12 protein-coding genes are annotated in these 16,008 nt (G+C 71.6%); 6 read left to right on the top strand and 6 right to left on the bottom strand.

The features are described from left to right. The first annotated feature begins 45 nt into the window (after positions 1-45). Both ACH4S9_RS21300 and ACH4S9_RS21295 read left to right on the top strand, forming a co-directional pair. Positions 46-1,794 carry a DUF2264 domain-containing protein gene (locus ACH4S9_RS21300; protein WP_398373552.1) on the top strand — a complete coding sequence of 583 codons (1,749 nt, stop codon included), beginning with the start codon at positions 46-48 and terminating at the stop codon, positions 1,792-1,794. Then, positions 1,791-4,490 carry a carbohydrate-binding protein gene (locus ACH4S9_RS21295; RefSeq protein WP_398373551.1) on the top strand — a complete coding sequence of 900 codons (2,700 nt, stop codon included), beginning with the start codon at positions 1,791-1,793 and terminating at the stop codon, positions 4,488-4,490. The genes ACH4S9_RS21300 and ACH4S9_RS21295 overlap by 4 nt, the downstream gene beginning before the upstream one ends. A gap of 33 nt (positions 4,491-4,523) precedes the next feature. On the opposite strand, the gene ACH4S9_RS21290 is transcribed toward ACH4S9_RS21295, so the two are convergent. After that, complete coding sequence (locus ACH4S9_RS21290; RefSeq protein ID WP_398373550.1) at positions 4,524-5,699, bottom strand: hypothetical protein; 1,176 nt, start codon at positions 5,697-5,699, stop codon at positions 4,524-4,526. 80 nt (positions 5,700-5,779) lie between these two features. Further along, positions 5,780-7,510: a right-handed parallel beta-helix repeat-containing protein gene (locus ACH4S9_RS21285; RefSeq protein WP_311729005.1), complete on the bottom strand. Its 1,731-nt coding sequence runs from the start codon at positions 7,508-7,510 to the stop codon at positions 5,780-5,782. Between the two features lie 275 nt (positions 7,511-7,785). On the opposite strand from ACH4S9_RS21285, the gene ACH4S9_RS21280 reads away from it, so the two are divergent. Both ACH4S9_RS21280 and ACH4S9_RS21275 read left to right on the top strand, forming a co-directional pair. Continuing rightward, complete coding sequence (locus ACH4S9_RS21280; protein ID WP_398373549.1) at positions 7,786-9,192, top strand: rhodanese-like domain-containing protein; 1,407 nt, start codon at positions 7,786-7,788, stop codon at positions 9,190-9,192. After that, positions 9,189-9,935, top strand: coding sequence for a sulfite exporter TauE/SafE family protein (locus ACH4S9_RS21275; protein ID WP_398373548.1), 747 nt, complete (start codon positions 9,189-9,191; stop codon positions 9,933-9,935). The genes ACH4S9_RS21280 and ACH4S9_RS21275 overlap by 4 nt, the downstream gene beginning before the upstream one ends. Before the next feature lie 9 nt (positions 9,936-9,944). Here ACH4S9_RS21275 and ACH4S9_RS21270 read toward each other — a convergent pair whose 3' ends face one another. Next, complete coding sequence (locus tag ACH4S9_RS21270; protein WP_311729002.1) at positions 9,945-10,232, bottom strand: metal-sensitive transcriptional regulator; 288 nt, start codon at positions 10,230-10,232, stop codon at positions 9,945-9,947. An 84-nt stretch (positions 10,233-10,316) separates the two neighbouring features. Between ACH4S9_RS21270 and ACH4S9_RS21265 the strand changes: the two genes are divergently transcribed. Beyond that, positions 10,317-10,889: a rhodanese-like domain-containing protein gene (locus ACH4S9_RS21265; protein WP_398373547.1), complete on the top strand. Its 573-nt coding sequence runs from the start codon at positions 10,317-10,319 to the stop codon at positions 10,887-10,889. A 52-nt stretch (positions 10,890-10,941) separates the two neighbouring features. On the opposite strand, the gene ACH4S9_RS21260 is transcribed toward ACH4S9_RS21265, so the two are convergent. Together ACH4S9_RS21260 and ACH4S9_RS21255 are read right to left on the bottom strand one after the other, a co-directional pair. Beyond that, positions 10,942-11,349, bottom strand: coding sequence for a PPOX class F420-dependent oxidoreductase (locus tag ACH4S9_RS21260; protein ID WP_311729000.1), 408 nt, complete (start codon positions 11,347-11,349; stop codon positions 10,942-10,944). 125 nt (positions 11,350-11,474) lie between these two features. Beyond that, positions 11,475-11,918, bottom strand: a complete 444-nt coding sequence (locus ACH4S9_RS21255) for a spore-associated protein A (protein WP_385349034.1) — start codon at positions 11,916-11,918, stop codon at positions 11,475-11,477. Positions 11,919-12,149: 231 nt separating this feature from the next. On the opposite strand from ACH4S9_RS21255, the gene ACH4S9_RS21250 reads away from it, so the two are divergent. Further along, positions 12,150-13,886: a DUF6055 domain-containing protein gene (locus ACH4S9_RS21250; protein ID WP_398373546.1), complete on the top strand. Its 1,737-nt coding sequence runs from the start codon at positions 12,150-12,152 to the stop codon at positions 13,884-13,886. Positions 13,887-13,980: 94 nt separating this feature from the next. Here the strand turns inward: ACH4S9_RS21250 and ACH4S9_RS21245 are convergent, their stop codons facing one another. Continuing rightward, a complete protein-coding gene (locus tag ACH4S9_RS21245; RefSeq protein ID WP_385349051.1) occupies positions 13,981-15,849 on the bottom strand; it encodes a glycoside hydrolase family 9 protein in 1,869 nt (622 codons plus the stop codon). Positions 15,850-16,008: the final 159 nt, after the last annotated feature.

Raw genomic sequence — 16,008 nt, 5'->3', positions numbered from 1 at the left:
ACTATCGCAACATCAACTCCCAGGTATTGAGGTGGTCTTCGAGGGATGACCGACCGCAACGAGTTGCAGGGCTTCGCGCGCCGACTCACCGAGCCGCTGCTGCCGCACTTCAGCGCGGGCCGGGCCAGGCTCAGGCTCGGCGTCAACACCGCCATCCACGACGACACGGCCGCCGAACTGGAGTCCTTCGCCCGGCCCCTGTGGGGTCTTGCGCCGCTCGCCGCGGGCGGCGGGGCCTTCGAGCACTGGGGCCACTGGGCGCGCGGCCTGGCCGCCGGCACCGACCCGGACCACCCCGAGTACTGGGGCGAACCCGGCCCCCACGACCAGCGGATCGTGGAGATGGCCGCGATCGGCTTCGCCCTCGCGCTCGCCCCCGACCGGCTGTGGGATCCGCTCAAGGGGCCCGAGCGGGACCGGGTCGCGCGCTGGCTGCGCTCCGCCCTCGACCGCCCGACCACCGAGAACAACTGGCTGTTCTTCCCCGTCCTGATCGGCCTCGGCCTGGACCGGGTCGGGGTGTCCCACGACCGCGGCCCGATCAAGGCCAGGCTGGACCGGCTGGAGTCCTTCGCCCTCGGCGACGGCTGGTACGCGGACGGGCCCACCGAGCGCCGCGACTACTACGTGCCCTGGGCCATGCACTTCTACGGACTGCTGTACGCGGCGCTGGCCGGTGAGCGCGACCCCGAGCGCGCGGTGCGCTTCCGGATGCGCGCCTCGCTGTTCGCGGCGGACCTGCGGCACTGGTTCGCCGACGACGGGGCCGCCGTCCCGTACGGCCGCAGCCTCACCTACCGCTTCGCGCAGGCCGCGTTCTGGGCCGCGCTGCCGTACGCCGGGGTCGAGGCGCTCCCGTGGGGCGTGGTCAAGGGGCATCTGCTGCGCCATCTGCGCTGGTGGCAGCGGCGCCCGGAGGCCGTGGGAGAGGGGCTGCTGTCCATCGGGTACGGCTATCCGCAGCCCGCGCTCGCCGAGCAGTACAACGCCCCGGGCTCTCCGTACTGGGCGATGAAGTCCCTGCTGCCGCTCGCGCTCCCCGCTGACCACCCCTTCTGGACCGCGCCGGAACTGCCCGCCCCCGCCCTCGCCCCGGTCAGCGCCCAGCCCCACGCGGGCGCGGTGCTGATGCGCACGGGCGGCGAGGTGACCCTGCTGGCCGGCCGTCAGCACCACGCGTGGGTGCGCCACGGGGCGGAGAAGTACGCCAAGTTCGCCTACTCGACCCGGTTCGGCTTCAGCCTGCCCGCGGGGCCGCTGGGCTTGGAGCAGGGCGCGTACGACTCGATGCTCGCCCTCAGCGAGGACGGCGCCCACTACCGCGTCCGCGAGGAGCCCGGCTCCACCGAGGTGGACGAGGACACGGTCCGCTGTGTGTGGCACCCCTGGCCGGACGTGGAGATCACCACCTGGCTGACCGCCGCCCCGCCCTGGCATCTGCGCACCCATCGCATCCGCACCGGGCGCGCCCTGCACACCGCCGAGGGCGGCTTCGCGATCGACCGCGACCAGGGCCTCACCCGGCAGGGCTGCGCCGGGCGGGCCCGCGCCTGGGGACCGGCCGGGCTGACCGGGCTGATCGACAGCGACGGACAGCGCACCGGACAGGTCGTCGACTGTCTGCCCGGCACCAATGTGCTCGCCCGGCGCACCGCCCTGCCCACGCTCACCGGACACCTTCCGCCCGGCGAGCACTGGCTGCGCTGCGCCGTCCTCGGCACCGCCCCGGGGCCGGACGGCGAGGCTGCCTGGAGACGCCCACCCGCACACCCGAACACTGGAGGACGCACATGAGATCCGCGCTCAGGCTCGTGTCCATGGGCGCCGCGGCAGCGGCGGCCCTGGTCACGCTCTCGCTCCCGGGGGCCGCGGCCGCCGACACCGCGCCCGGCGCGCCCCGGGGCCACACGTACCACGTCGCCACCTGGGGCGCCGACCGGGACAGCGGCAGCGCGGAGCGTCCGCTGCGCACCATCGGCCGCTGCACCGAGCTGGTCCGCCCCGGGGACACCTGTCTGGTGCACCGCGGCCGCTACCGCGAGCGCGTCGCCCCGCCCTCGGGCGCCAAGGGCGCGCCGGTCACCATCGCCGCGTACGGGGACGGCACCGTCACCGTCGACGGCACCAGGACCGTCACCGGCTGGCGGGAGGCGGGGGACGGGCTGGTCGCCGCCGACGTGGACCTGCCGCTGCCCGCCACCGAGAACGCCCTGTTCGTCGACGGCGAGCGGGCCATGGAGGGCCGCTGGCCCAACTCCGGGCCCGATCCGCTCAACCCGTCCTGGGCCGTGGCCGAGCGGACCTCCACCGATCAGCACATCGACGACCCCGACCTGCCGGCCGGCGACTTCACCGGCGCCACCGTCCATCTGTGGGCCGGCTCCAACCCGTGGAGCCAGCAGACCGGCACGGTGACCGCCACCGCCCCGGGCGCGCTCGACTTCAAGGGCGGCAACTACCGCTGCACCCCGCTGTGCATGGGCAACCAGAACTACCGCAACTACTACCTGGTGGGCGCCAAGTCCACGCTCGACCAGCCGGGCGAGTGGTACTACGACAAGGACGCCAAGCGGCTGTACCTGGTGGAGCCCAAGGGGGGCCTCGCGGGCCACACCGTGACCGCGAAGTACGAGAGCTGGGGCGTGGACCTGAGCGACAGCTCGTATGTCACCGTCCGCGGACTCGACCTGTGGGGCACCTCGCTGCGCACCGGCGCCGACAGCACCGGTGTGCTCGTCGAGAAGCTGCGGGCCCGCTACATCTCCGAGTTCTCGACGCTGCCCATGCCGCGCGACGACGAGCTGGCCATCCCGCCCTTCGAGGGCCATATCGTCGCCTCCCGGGTGCTGGACTCGGGGGTGCAGATCCTCGGCAGCGGCAACACCCTGCGCGACAGCGACATCGGGTACTCCGCGGGCACCGGCGTGCTGCTGCGCGGCAGCGGCAACACCGTCACCAACAGCTATATCCATGACGTCGGCTGGATGGGCAGCTACACCCCCGGCATCGAGGTCAACGGCAGCGGACACACCGTCACCCGCAACACCATCCGGCGCACCGGCCGCGCGAGCATCGACACCGCGTGGCAGCTCAACGGGGTGCCCTTCCACGACAACCGCATCGCGTACAACGACCTGTCCGAGGCCATGCGCACCTCTCGTGACGGCAGTCCGTTCTATGTGTGCTGCAACCTGGACGCCAAGGGCACCAGCGTGGACCACAACACCGTCCACGACGCCGACGGCCAGGTCGGCTACTACATCGACAACTCCTCCGGCAACTTCCTGCTGCACCACAACGTGGCGTACAACACCGGCTCCCGCGGCACCTTCTTCAACGGCCACAGCAGCGTGAGCCTCGGCAACCGCGACCACAACTCGTCCTACGGCCTCGGGGTCTCCACGGCCGTCCGGCTCAGCGGCGCGACCGACGCCTCGGGCACCTATGTCAGCAACGACGTGGCGCTCGCGCCCATGGAGATCAGCGGGCCGGGCGACCCGGCCCCGGTGGTGCGGAGCAACCTGCTGCCGCCCGCCGACCCGGGCTACACCGACGCGCGCAACGGCGAGCTGTGGCCGCGCGCGGGCTCGCCCGCCATCGACGCCGGGGAGGCCGTGGACGGGGTGACCGCCGAGGTGCGGGGCGCGGGCCCCGACCAGGGGGCGTACGAGTACGGCGCGCCGATCTGGTCGTCCGGCTGCGACCTGCCGGGCTGCCAGTCCCGGGTCCGCAACGACGGCTGGAAAGCCACGGCTTCCGACGGATCCGACGCCTCCGCCGCCGTGGACGGCGTCCAGACCACCCAGTGGAAGGGCGCCGCCGCACAGGCCCTGGGCCAGTCGCTCACGCTCGACCTGGGCGCGGCGAAGACCTTCGGCCGGCTGTCGCTCGACGCCGGGATGGACGCGACCGGCCACCCGTACGGCTTCACCGTGTCCGTCAGCGACGACGGCAGCCACTGGGGCGCGCCGCTCGCCCGGGTCGGCGGCCGCTCCTTCACCCAGGACGCGGTGTTCCCACAGCAGACCGCCCGCTATCTGCGCGTCGAGCTCACGGCCCCCGGCGAGCAGCCCTGGGCCGTGAACGAGATCCGGCTCTACGCCGACGGCCCCGACGCCGCGGCCACCCTCCAGGCCGAGCAGGCCACCTCCGTGCGCGGGGCGGAGCGGGGCGACGCGGCCACCGGCGTGCTGGGGGCGGGCGACCGGATCGGCTTCCGCGGGGTGCGGTTCGGCGCCGGCGCGGACCGGCTGACCGTACGGCTGGCCTCCGCGGGCTGCGGACACGGCTGCTCGCTGGAGCTGCGCCTGGACGCCCCGGACGGCCGGGTGGCGGCCACGCTGCCCGTGCGGGACACCGGGGGCACGGACACCTGGCGGGAACGGTCGGTGGCGCTCCCCCGCACCGTCACCGGCACGCATGACGTCTATCTCGTCGCCACCAGCGGCCCGCGGGTCGCGGCCCTCGACTGGCTGACGCTGCGCCGCTGATACCCGCGGGACACATGGCTGGGACGGGCCGGGTCAGGCCCGTCCCAGCAATGCGTCCCGGTGGAGCGAGGCGAGCCTGAGCAGAGCGGCGCCGGCGGGCTGCATGGGTTCGACGGTGGTGAGCCGCTCGATGTGGTCGGCCCGGAAGGGGACGCCCAGGGAGCGGCCGGTGCCGTCCTCGACGCCGACGAGATGTCCTTCGTCGTTGGTCGCGGCCAGGTCCCGGAAGAGCTCGTCGAAGACCTCGGCGTCCAGGACGAGGACGGTGAGCATGTCGGTGACGAAGGTCAGCGGGTCCACGCCGAGCCCCAGCCAGTGGACACGTGCCGCGCCGGAGGCGCGCGCCTCGCCCAGGGCCCGGTGGAAGGGCCACCCGTCGTAGTCGATGGGGGCGGTGTCGCTGCCGTAGTCCTCGCTCGTGCCCAGCAGTTCCTCGCTGAGCTCCCGGACGGTCGCGCGCCACAGGCCGAAGTCGTTGGCCTCGTTCCACGGGGCGTCGTGGGACGGCTGGAACATGCCGACCGGCGTCACCTGGTGGAGCCCGCCCCCGGTGGCGACCTTCGCCGGATCGCGCCAGTGGAGGATGAATTCGGCGTGATGGGCCGTGTCCTGGCGCAGAAGGAGAGTGCTGACGGCCGCCATGACCGGGCGGCGCGTCAGATCGGTCGGGTCGCCGACGAGAGCGCGGAACGGCGTGCGGGGCGTGCCGCCGCCGAGCGAGGCCGCGGCGAACTCGTGTGCCACGGCCTCGCAGATGTCGATGACGTCGAAGTAGTGGCCGCGGCCGAAGGTGAGCGTGGGTGCGTCACCGCCCCTCACCCGGAGCAGCCGGTAACACGCGCGGTTTTCGAACAGGCGGGGGCGTGCCAGCTCACCGACGGCGTCGGAGTAGGAGGCATACGGTGTGCCGTCGTCGCGCAGCGGCCGGATGGGGTCGAGCGCGGGGCTGTGCCCGTCCACCTCAGTGGCGGGGGCCTCGCCGGTCCACACCAGCCGCACCCGCTCCAGCGGGACGGGCCGGTCGGGGATCCACCCGGGCCGGGCGAGAAGGGGGGTGCCGGCCACCCGCCGGTGGGCGGGAAAGGCTTCGGCGGCGCGGGCGGTCAGGTCGGACCGGCGCCGGTTCAGCTCCGCACGTACGGAGCGCCACTGGTCGCGGGTCCGGCCGGGCCGGTCGCGCGGGGTGGATTCGGGATGGTCATGGGTCACCTTCCCCTCTCTACCAGTCTTTACCTGCACGCGTTGCGGTGTGCCCGGCCGGTGGCGCGGCCACCGGCCGGGCACGGCCGTCACCTCCGGTACTCGACGGCGCCGAGGTCCGGGGAGCCCTGGTAGAGCCGGGTGCCGATGTAGTCACGGCCACCGTTGTCCGCGGTGGCCGCGCCGGTGTCGATCAGCGGTGAGCCCTCGGCCGGGGCGAGGCCCAGGGCCGTCTTGAGCTGCGGTCCGGTGGCGGCGGTGCCGTACGGACCCGATACGGCCGGGTCCCGGAACAGCGGGTCGCCCGTGCGGGCCGCCGTGTCGGTGGCGGGGACCGGCAGCGTGGCGCCGCCGTAGAAGTTGCGGGAGTAGGTGATGGTCGGGCTGGTCGTCAGGGACGCGTCGGCGACCGACGAGTAGAAGGCGTTGTCATGGAGGTCGTAGCGCGCGGCGAGGGAGGAGCCGTAGCCGTACACGACATAGCGGCTGGTGGTGTTGGACACCGTGTTGTTGTAGACCTCGGCGGTGGCCGCCTTGTCGGAGTGCAGATAGAACGGGTACCGGGAGTTGCCGCTGAGGATGTTGTAGCGGACCACGACATCGCCGAACGCGAACTGGCAGAGCAGGAGGCCGTCGCCGTTGTCATGGACGAAGTTGTACTGGATGACGACCCGTGTGGTGCCCTTGTCCGCGTCGATGCCGTTGGAGTCGGCGCCCCCGGCCTTCTGCTGCGTCCGGTACACCTCGTTGCGCTGGATCACCACGTCGTCGGAGTAGTACGTCTCGATGCCCGAGGTACCCGTGGCGTCCACGACGTTGTGGTCGACCAGGGCGCCGCGCACATTGGTCAGATACACCCCGTTGCACCCGTAGGCCGTGCCGGCCTGGGTGATGTAGTTGTCCCGGATGGTGACGTCGGTGTGCGGGGTGAAGGTGGTGTCGCCAGCCGAGGTGCGGGTGCCCCAACCGGTCGGCGTGGCGATGGTGTTGCCGTCCGCGTCCTTCCCGTCACCCGTGTACTGCTTCACCACGATCCCCGCGAACGAGGTGTTGCGCACCGTGGAGTGGCGCACCTGTATGTCGTTGAGGACCGTCGGGGCGGCGGGCGGCGTGGTGATGTCGGGCACGGTGGTGTCGAAGATGATGCCACCGGTCTTCTTGGAGCCGTCCCAGCCCGTCTTGAAGTGGATTCCCGGGGCGTTGTTCGAGACGCTGCCGCTGATCCAGTTCACCTCGCCGGTGACGTCGTGGACATCGACCCGCTCGATGACGAAGTGGTCGAGCCGCCGCGAGTCGTCCCCCGACACGTGGATGCCGCGCAGGTCGCGCAGGTTCTCGCCGGGTGTGCCGGTGGCGGGGACCTCGTTACTGACGTCGAGGTCGCGGATCTCCCAGTACTCCTGGTTGAACAGGCGGACCGCGTCATCGACGCGCCCCTCCCCCTGGATCCGCGGCTTCGGCCCCTTGCCGTAGCCGCCGATCGCGATCGGCCGGTGCTCCTCCCCCGACCCCTTGGGCCACAGCTGTCCCTGCCATGACCCGCCGGCCTTGAGCAGAATGCGGTCGCCGGGCTGGAACGTCGTCCGGTTGACCTGGTCGAGGCTCCGCCAGGACGTGGTGGCGCTGGTGCCCGGGGCGCTGTCGTCCCCCGAGCGCGAGTCCACGTAGTACGTGGTTCCACCCGGCACGTCGGCGGCCAGGGCGGTGGCGGGCTGCCCGAGCAGCGAGAGGGCGCCCAGGGCGACCGCGACGAGCGGGCCGAGCAGCCGCCCGCGTCTGACGCGTCCGGCGCGCCCGGCTGGGTGTACAGGTGTCATCATCGACCCCTTCCTCGGGATGGGTGCCGCGCTGCGGCCGAGTCATGGAAAGCGCTGTCAGCGATCCCTGTCAAGACATCAGACGCCCGTTTCGCCGAACACGGCCTGTGCAGTGCCACTTTGTCGTCCCCGGCGGACACCCCTCGGACCTTGTCGCCGACTGCTGGAGACAGCGCTTTCTAGCCCCCGGGGCGGCCGCCCAGATACCCCCGGGGGTAATTCTGCTAGGGTCGGCGATATACCCCGGGGGGTAAATCACACACGAAGGGAGAGCGCAGGTGTTCTTCATCGACACCGTGGACGTGCCGGGGCTGGGCAACCGCGGCTATCTGGCCGGCGGCCGCGAGACGGCCGTGGTGGTCGACCCGCCCCGCGACATCGACCGGGTCATCGCCATGGCCGCCCGGCGGGGAGTGCGCGTCTCGCATGTGGTCGAGACGCATGTGCACAACGACTATGTGACCGGCGGCCTGGAGCTCGCCCGGCTCACCGGCGCCGCCTACCTGGTCCCCGCCGGGGCGCGGGTGGCCTACGAGCGGGTGCCGGTCGACGACGGCGACACCGTGGACATCGACGGCGGGCTGGCGCTGCGCGCGCTGGCCACCCCCGGCCACACCCCGCACCACACCGCGTATGTGCTGGAGGAGGCCGGGCGCGCGGTGGCCGTCTTCACCGGCGGGTCCCTGCTCATCGGCACGGTCGGGCGCCCGGACCTGGTGGAACCGCGGCTGACCGAGCGGCTGGCCCGGGCCCAGCACGGCTCCGTCCGCAGGCTCGCCGCCGAGTTGCCGGACGAGACCGCCGTGCTGCCCACCCACGGCTTCGGGAGCTTCTGTTCCTCCGGGCCGGCCACGGGTGACACGACCACGATCGGCGAGCAGCGCGCCACCAATGAGGCGGTCGCCGAGGACGCCGACACCTTCGTCGCCCGACTGCTGTCGGGGCTCGACGACATACCCGCGTACTACGCACACATGGGCCCGGCCAACGCCGCCGGACCGGCGCCCGTCGATCTGACCCCGCCCGCCCGCGCGGACGCCGACGAGATCGCCGCGCGCCTGGCGGCCGGCGAATGGGTCGTCGACCTGCGCGGCCGCGTCGCCTTCGCCGAGGGTCATGTCGCCGGGACCTTCAACTTCGCGGCCGACGGCCAACTCGCCACCCATCTGGCCTGGTTGATCCCCTGGGGCAAGCCGGTCACCCTGCTCGCCGAGTCGGCCGGGCAGCTCGCCGCCGCCCAGCGCGAGCTCGTGCGCGTCGGCGTCGACCGGCCCGCTGCCGCCGCCACCGGCCCCCTCGCGGGATGGCTGCGGGACGGGGAGCGCCCGCGCTCCTTCCCGCGTGCCACCTTCGCCGAACTCGCCGCCCGGACCGCGGACCGGGACACGGACCGGGCCACGGACACGGTCGTCCTCGACGTACGCCGCGCGTCCGAGCGCGCCCGGGAGCATCTCGCGGGCTCGGTGCACATCCCCCTGCACCAGCTGCGGGACCGGCTCGCGGAGGTGCCGCCGGGCACCGTGTGGGTGCACTGCGCCGGGGGTGCGCGGGCCGCCGTCGCGGCCTCGCTGCTGGACGCCGCCGACCGGTCCGTCGTGGCCGTCGACGACGGTTTCGACTCCGCCCGGAACGCCGGGCTCCCCGTCGTCTCCGGCGGCCCGGGCGACGGCGGCGCGACGGCGTGAGCGCACCGCTCCTCGCCCTGGCCGCCGGGGCCGTCATCGGCCTCGCGCTGGGCGCGCTCGGGGGCGGCGGCAGCGTGCTGGCCGTCCCCGCCCTGATCTATCCGCTCGGCTTCTCCCCCGCCGCGGCCACCACCGCGAGCCTGATCCTGGTCACCGCCACCTCGGCCACCGCGCTGTACGCACATGCGCGCGACGGCCAGGTCCACTGGCGTACGGGGGCGCTCTTCGCGGCCGCGGGGCTGCTGCCCGCGGCCCTGGGCGGACTGGTCGCCGGCCGGCTGCCGCCGGCCCTGCTGACCGGGGCGTTCGCGCTTGTCGCGGCCGCCGCCTCGCTGCGTATGTTCCGCCATGCGCCCGCCCCGGAGGACGACCGTCCGGTGCGGCCGAACCGGGCGGCCGCGGCCGGGGCCGGTCTCGGCGCCGTGACGGGCGTGCTGGGCGTGGGCGGCGGCTTCCTCGCCGTACCGGCTCTGGTGGGCGCGGTCGGCCTGCGGATGCGGGCCGCGGTCGGCACCAGCCTGCTGGTCATCACCGCCAACTCGCTTGCCGCGCTGCTCACCCGCGGCGGCAGCGCCCACGGCATCGACTGGGCGGTCCTCGCGCCCTTCACCGGGACCGCGATCCTCGGCGCCTGGGACGGGAAACGCCTCGCGGCCAGGGTCTCCGGCGGCGCGCTCCGCCGCGTCTTCGCCTCGGTGCTGCTGGCGGTGGCGGCGTTCATGCTGATCGACGTGATCGCATGAGCGTCACGGTCACGCGAGCGAGAGAAACAGCTTCTCCAGCCTGGCGCGCATCTGCTCGCGGTCCTCGTCCGCGTTTCCGCCCGCCTCGACATCGGTCAGACACTGCTGCAACCCGGTGGCGATGATCGCGAAGCCCGCCCGGTCCAGGGCGCGGGACGCGGCGGCGAGCTGAGTGACGACGTCCTCGCAGTCCCGCCCCTCCTCGAGCATCCGGATCACGCCGGAGATCTGCCCCTGGGCACGCCGCAACCGGTTCAGCACGGCCTTCAGCTCCGCGCTGGCGAGATCCAGTTCCACGAAAACTCCTCCACGAAATACCCCTAGGGGTAATTTACTCCCCGCCCGGGGCATCGTCGACAAACACTCAGGATGGCATCCACCATGAACGCTCCCCACGCCTGCACCGCCGACCAGGCCCGCGCCCGGCTGCACGACCTCACGGTCATCGACGTCCGCACACCGGGCGAGTACGCCTCGGGGCATCTGCCCGGCGCCCACAACATCCCCCTCGAGCAGCTCGTCCGCGCCCTGCCCGCGATCGAGGAGGCCGCCGGGAGGGGCGGGATACTGGTGGTCTGCGCGTCCGGCGCCCGCTCCGCGAAGGCGTGCGAGACGCTCGCCGAGCACGGGGTGGCCGCCGCGACCCTGACCGGGGGGACCGGCGCCTGGGCGGACCGCGGCCATGAACTGCACCACCCCACGGCCGCCTCCCGCGCCACCTGGAGCATGGAGCGCCAGGTCCGCTTCACCGCCGGGGCCGTCGTGCTGACCGGCCTGGGCCTCGGCCTGCTGCACCCGGCCTGGCGGCTGGTCTCGGCGGGCATCGCGGGAGGTCTGGTCTTCTCGGCGCTCACCGACACCTGCGGCATGGCCGCGCTCCTCGCCCGGCTCCCCCACAACCGCCCCCGCCCCGCCGACCTCGACGCCACGCTGGCCGCCCTGCGACGGGGCTGAGCGCGGAACACCCCCCGCGGCCCATCGGGCGGGACGCGGGGGGTGCGGTGTGTCAGAGCTTGCCCACGACCTTGGTCGGAGTGACCCGTACGACGAGACGCTCACCGTCGTCCTTGGATGCCGGGTTGAAGGTGGCGTAGTCCTTGCCCGTGTACTTCTGCGACACCTTGTTCAGCACTTCCTTGTCGGTGTCCGGGGTGAGGGTGGCGGTGCCACGCACCTCCGCGTAGACGTACGGGTTCTCCGGCGGGTTGACCATCACGGTTATCCGCGGGTCACGGCGGAGGTTCTTGCCCTGGAGCCGGTCCACGGTCGTGGAGAACAACAGGTCGTCGCCGTCGCGGATGACCCAGACGACCGTCAGGTGAGGGCGGCCGTCCAGTGAGATGGTCGCCACGGTCGCGAAGGCGCGTGATTCATCGAGGTACTTCTTCAAGCCGTCCGAGAGGCTGGCCGCCACAGTTCAGAGCCTTTCCGCAGGGGGCAGGTACCGCGACACCCCGGGGGTGTCCGGCCGGAACGTACCACCTCAACACCCGCACGGATGCGCGCATTCCCCGGACCCGGCGGCGAACCGGCCACCGGTCACCAGCCCTTGGTCACCCGGTGCTCCCTCAGGGACCCGCAGTTGCTCCCGTAGGTCCAGGTCGACTGGTTGTCGATGCCACCGGCCCAGTCCACGCACTTCCCGCGCGCGGAGACGTACACCGGGCCCGCGTACGACGTGTAGTTGCCGGTGTCCTCCTGGTACTCGCCGTCGTACGCATAGAGATAGGCGAACATCGGGACCGCGGAACCCGCGGCGTTCCGGACGGTGACCACGCAGTTCTTGCCCTTCGTGGCGTTGTACGTCAGGTAGACGGTGCCCTTCTGACCGATCGGCGCCGAGTTCACCACCTTGTAGCCGCTCCCGCAGACCCCGTTGTACGCCGCCCTGGTGGCGGCCGTGGCCTGCGGGGCCAGGGCCGCGGTGCCGGCGACGGCGGAGGCGAGGACCGCGGTGGCGGCCATATAGCGAGAAAGCTTCATGTATCCCCCTTATTACCTCTGGACGCTGTTTGCGTCATCCAGGAGACATGCGAGGGGGTCGGATGGTTGTAGGTGCGACCGTGGGACGACGTCATCGATCCGCGGACCGTAGCCGTGGGAGCGCTCCCGTGGGACCATTCCCTCGCCCCACGGGATTCCCATCGGAACGGAGGATCTGGCATGAGATCCCTGTTATTGACATGGCCGCGACGATTAATCGTGGCGGCGGCCATGCTGGCACTCACCGTCGCACTGGGCGTGACACCGGCGGCCGCGCGCCAGCAGGGACCGACCGCAGCGGCGGCCAAGACGGTGTACATCCCGCCCAGTTGGGCGGCCACGGGCGAGGTGCCGTGGGCCCAGAACAGAACCAAGGAGTCGAACAATTTCATTCTGCTGTGGGGGGAAAAGTCGGGCACCGATCCCAAGAACGCCTCCGGGCAGTACCGGTTCGACCCCGACAACATCCTCAGCCAGCTGGAGCAGTTGTACTCCTTCTACGTCAACACGCTGAAGTTCACGCCGGAGACGGGCCTGCTGGCCCAGCACAAGATCGACGTGATCATCACCCAGACCTGGAACAACAGCAACCTCAACGCCTGGGCCACGGGCGGCCAGGCCGACGGCCGGGTCGGCGTGATCAACATCGCCCCCGGCGCGGCCCAGCCCGGCTCCTGGGGACTGGCCCATGAGCTGGGCCATGTGTTCCAGAACTACACGTTCATGGGCAAGGGCGGCGGCGCCGGGCTGACCGACCCCTCGGCCGGGACGTTCTGGGAGACCGGCGCCGAGTACATGGCGATGCAGGTGTACCCGGACGGGGGCGCGGGCGATCTCACCCGGTTCCTGCGCACCGAGAACCTGGCCTACTCCTCCAGCCGCCACCACTACGGCAACTGGATGCTGGTGCAGTATCTGGTCGACCGCTACGGCGGGATGAAGACCTTCACCGACATCTGGAACCAGGCGAGGAACAACGAGCACCCGCTGGAGGCCTACCGGCGGATCAACAACCTCACCCAGGAGCAGCTGAACACCCGGGTCGCCGAGTACGGGCAGCGCCAGGTCACCTACGACTACTCCAACCGGTCCCACATCATGCCGTTCATCAACAACGTCTACGGCGCGGGCTTCATCAACGCGTACAACGGCGTCCCGGTGAACGCGGTCAACCAGGCCACCGGCCACTACGCCATCCCGGACGCGCTCGCCCCGTCCGACTACGGCTACAACAAGATCAAGCTGGTGCCCAGCAACGACGGGGCGCTGATCAAACTGCACCTCAAGGGCCATGTCAACGGGGCCGCCGGGTCCGGCTGGTCCTACGGCTTCGTCGCGGTCAAGAACGGCACCCCGCGCTACGGACCCGTCTCCACCAGCGCCGACGGTCAGCTCAGCTTCCAGACCCAGGCCGGTGAGAAGGAGGTGTACCTGGTGGTCACGGGCACCCCGACCACCGTGCACCACTACGCCTACCTCGACGGCTACACCAAGAACTACCGCTACCCGTACGAGTTCCGGATCAGCGGCGCCGTCCCCTCCGGCTATGAGCCGGGCTACCAGAAGCCGACCGCCACCGGCGGCGGACACTGGCACTCCAACGGCGGCGGCTGGGTCGACAACCGCGCCAACGTCGCGGCCACCGCCTATGTCGGGCCGCGCGCCGCGGTGTACGGCAACTCGACCGTCACCGGCAACGCCCGGATCGACGGCCTGTCCTGGGTCAACTCCGGCGCCACCGTCGGCGGCAACGTCGTGGTCAAGGACAACGCCATCGTCCAGGGCGGAGCCAATCTCTCCGGCAGCGTGGTCCTCGGCGGCGACGCCGAGATCGCCATCGGCTGCTCCTCGGGCACCTATCTGATGTTCAACCCGGACCGGGGCTGCGACGGCCGCGGCGGGGAAACGGACATCAACCCCGCCCACGGCACCTTCACCGACGACGAGCTGGCCATCACCATCTCCTAGGGCCCTCGCCCCGTGCCCCGTCAACCGCTGAGGGCTGCCGCGCCAGGTGCGCGGCCGCCCTCTGCGGCGTGGTGTCACTCGGACGGACCGGGGCTCAGCCCCGGGCCGCCATGTCCTTGCCCAGGTTGTTGGCGTAGGAGGAGATCCAGGCCAGCGGGGCGTTCCAGTTGATGGTGATCTCGTTGGTGGAGAACGCCATGATGTTGTCGGTGTAGCACATCGCCGGTGCGCAGCCCTTCAGCTTCTTCTGGGCGACCGGGTCCTCCAGCCCGGAGTTCGGGCCTCCGGCCAGCGACCCGCGGGCCGGGTGCGGCAGCTTGGGGTCGATCTGGTGCGCCCAGAAGCGGTGGTGCTGGTTGTGGGAGCTCCGCTCGCCGTAGCCCGTGACATAGGACTGGTTGAGCGGGTTGGCGCCCAGCAGGTAGTCCATGCCGCGCAGCACCGCGTCACGGTAGCGGGTCTTGCCGGTCAGGTCGTGTGCGGTGGCGAGCACGACCATGTTGTTCAGCACCTGGCTGTTGGAGCCCCACTCGTACTTGCCGTCCTTCGGCGCGTACGGGACGCCGTACGCCGACTTCTCCGATTCCGCGGCGTAGCGGTCGGCGGCCCGGATCACCGTCTTGCGCACGTCGGCGCGCTGCTTGGCGGTGAGCTTGTTGTCCACGGTGGCCAGGTCGAGCTGTCCGAGGCCCGCGGTCGATGCCCAGGACACGGCGCTGGTGCGCGGGAAGAGCGCTTCGACGTCGCCGTGCAGCGGCGACTGGAGGAGCTCCGTGCGGTAGGCGTTGTCACCGGTGGTGATGAACAGCTCGGCCGCGGCCCAGTAGAACTCGTCGCTGACGTTCGCGTCGCCGTACGCGCCACCGCCCGTGGAGTCCTGGTCACTGGCGATCATGTTCGGGTTTGCCTTGGCAGCGGCCCAGGCGGTCTTGGCCACGTGCAGGCTGCGGGCGGCGAACTGCGGGTCGTAGGGCTTGAAGAGGCGGGCGCTCTGGGCGGCGGTGGCCGCCAGGTTGAGCGTGGCGGCGGTGGACGGCGCGTGCAGCTCGCGCTGCTGCTTGTCCTGGTCCGGCCGCGTCGGGAACCCGGTCCACTCCTTGTCGTGCACCTTATGGAACGCCATGCCGGCGAGCGGCTTGCCCTTGGGCACCTGCATGCGCATCAGGAAGTCCATCTCCCAGCGGGCCTCGTCGAGGATGTCCGGGATGCCGTTGCCGTGCTCGGGCACCCGGAGCTTGCCGTCGCCCAGCGGCTTGGCGTCGGCGCCCTTGGTGGTCTTGGTGCGCTCGAACTCCGACATCAGCTGGGCCACGGAGATACCGCCGTTGACGACGTACTTGCCCTGGTCGCCGGCGTCGTACCAGCCGCCGGAGACATTCCGGCGGTAGTCGCAGACGCCCGTCTGGCACGGCACGTTGGTGTCGCCCCCGTGCGGGGCGGCCTTGTCGTGGCCCGCGGGGCGCGCGTACTTGCCGCCGACGATGTCGGTGTCGATCTTGATGCCGCTGCGGTTCTGGTAGAAGTACTCCAGCGAGTCACGGACCAGCGGGCTGTAGATGTTGTCATCGATGGAGAACGGTTCGCTCTGCTTCCCGTCGATGTTGATCGTGTATCCCTTGCCCTTGGCGGTGACCTTGCTGAAGTCGAAGGTCTGGACGTTCTGCCTGGAGCTCGGGTCGACACCGGCGGGGGTCGTGGTCCCGCGTGCCCGCGCGGTGCCGTCGGCGGCCCGGAGGGTCCACTTCAGGGGCTTGGTGGCGCTGGTGACGACGGTGCCCTGCTTGGGGCCATGGGTGAGGTAGCCGACCTGGTTGACCCGTACCGGGGAACCGGTGTCGAGCTTGGGGCCGGTCTTGGCACCGGCCGTCTTGGCACCGCTCAGGGGGCCGTGGCCCACGGCCCCCGCCGCGGGCGCCGTCAGGGCGCCGAGCGCCAGGCCCGCGGCCACCGCCGCGCCCACCATGCGCTTGCGGCGGCGGCCGGGCTGATCGAGGGCGGGACGTACGCGAGAGGCAGGAGGAATCACGACTTCAGCTCTTCCGAAAGGAAATGGGGTGTATTACCGCGGAAAAATCCGCGGCGTCTTTTTCCATCCCTCGGAGGCTATGAAAATGACCTGGCC

It is taken from the genome of Streptomyces sp. NPDC021225 (assembly GCF_044332865.1).
Lineage (GTDB): Bacteria > Actinomycetota > Actinomycetes > Streptomycetales > Streptomycetaceae > Streptomyces.
The sequence above is the reverse complement of the archived record's forward strand: the minus strand, read 5'-3'. Positions and strand labels throughout refer to the sequence as shown.

What these genes read in the sequence shown, in the direction of transcription:
- ACH4S9_RS21265 (WP_398373547.1), top strand. Translation starts at nt 10,317, where the DNA reads ATGAACGCTCCCCACGCCTGCACCGCCGACCAGGCCCGCGCCCGGCTG.
- ACH4S9_RS21245 (WP_385349051.1), bottom strand. Translation starts at nt 15,849, where the DNA reads ATGGTGGGCGCGGCGGTGGCCGCGGGCCTGGCGCTCGGCGCCCTGACG.
- ACH4S9_RS21255 (WP_385349034.1), bottom strand. Translation starts at nt 11,918, where the DNA reads ATGAAGCTTTCTCGCTATATGGCCGCCACCGCGGTCCTCGCCTCCGCC.
- ACH4S9_RS21250 (WP_398373546.1), top strand. Translation starts at nt 12,150, where the DNA reads ATGCTGGCACTCACCGTCGCACTGGGCGTGACACCGGCGGCCGCGCGC.
- ACH4S9_RS21300 (WP_398373552.1), top strand. Translation starts at nt 46, where the DNA reads ATGACCGACCGCAACGAGTTGCAGGGCTTCGCGCGCCGACTCACCGAG.
- ACH4S9_RS21285 (WP_311729005.1), bottom strand. Translation starts at nt 7,510, where the DNA reads ATGATGACACCTGTACACCCAGCCGGGCGCGCCGGACGCGTCAGACGC.
- ACH4S9_RS21295 (WP_398373551.1), top strand. Translation starts at nt 1,791, where the DNA reads ATGAGATCCGCGCTCAGGCTCGTGTCCATGGGCGCCGCGGCAGCGGCG.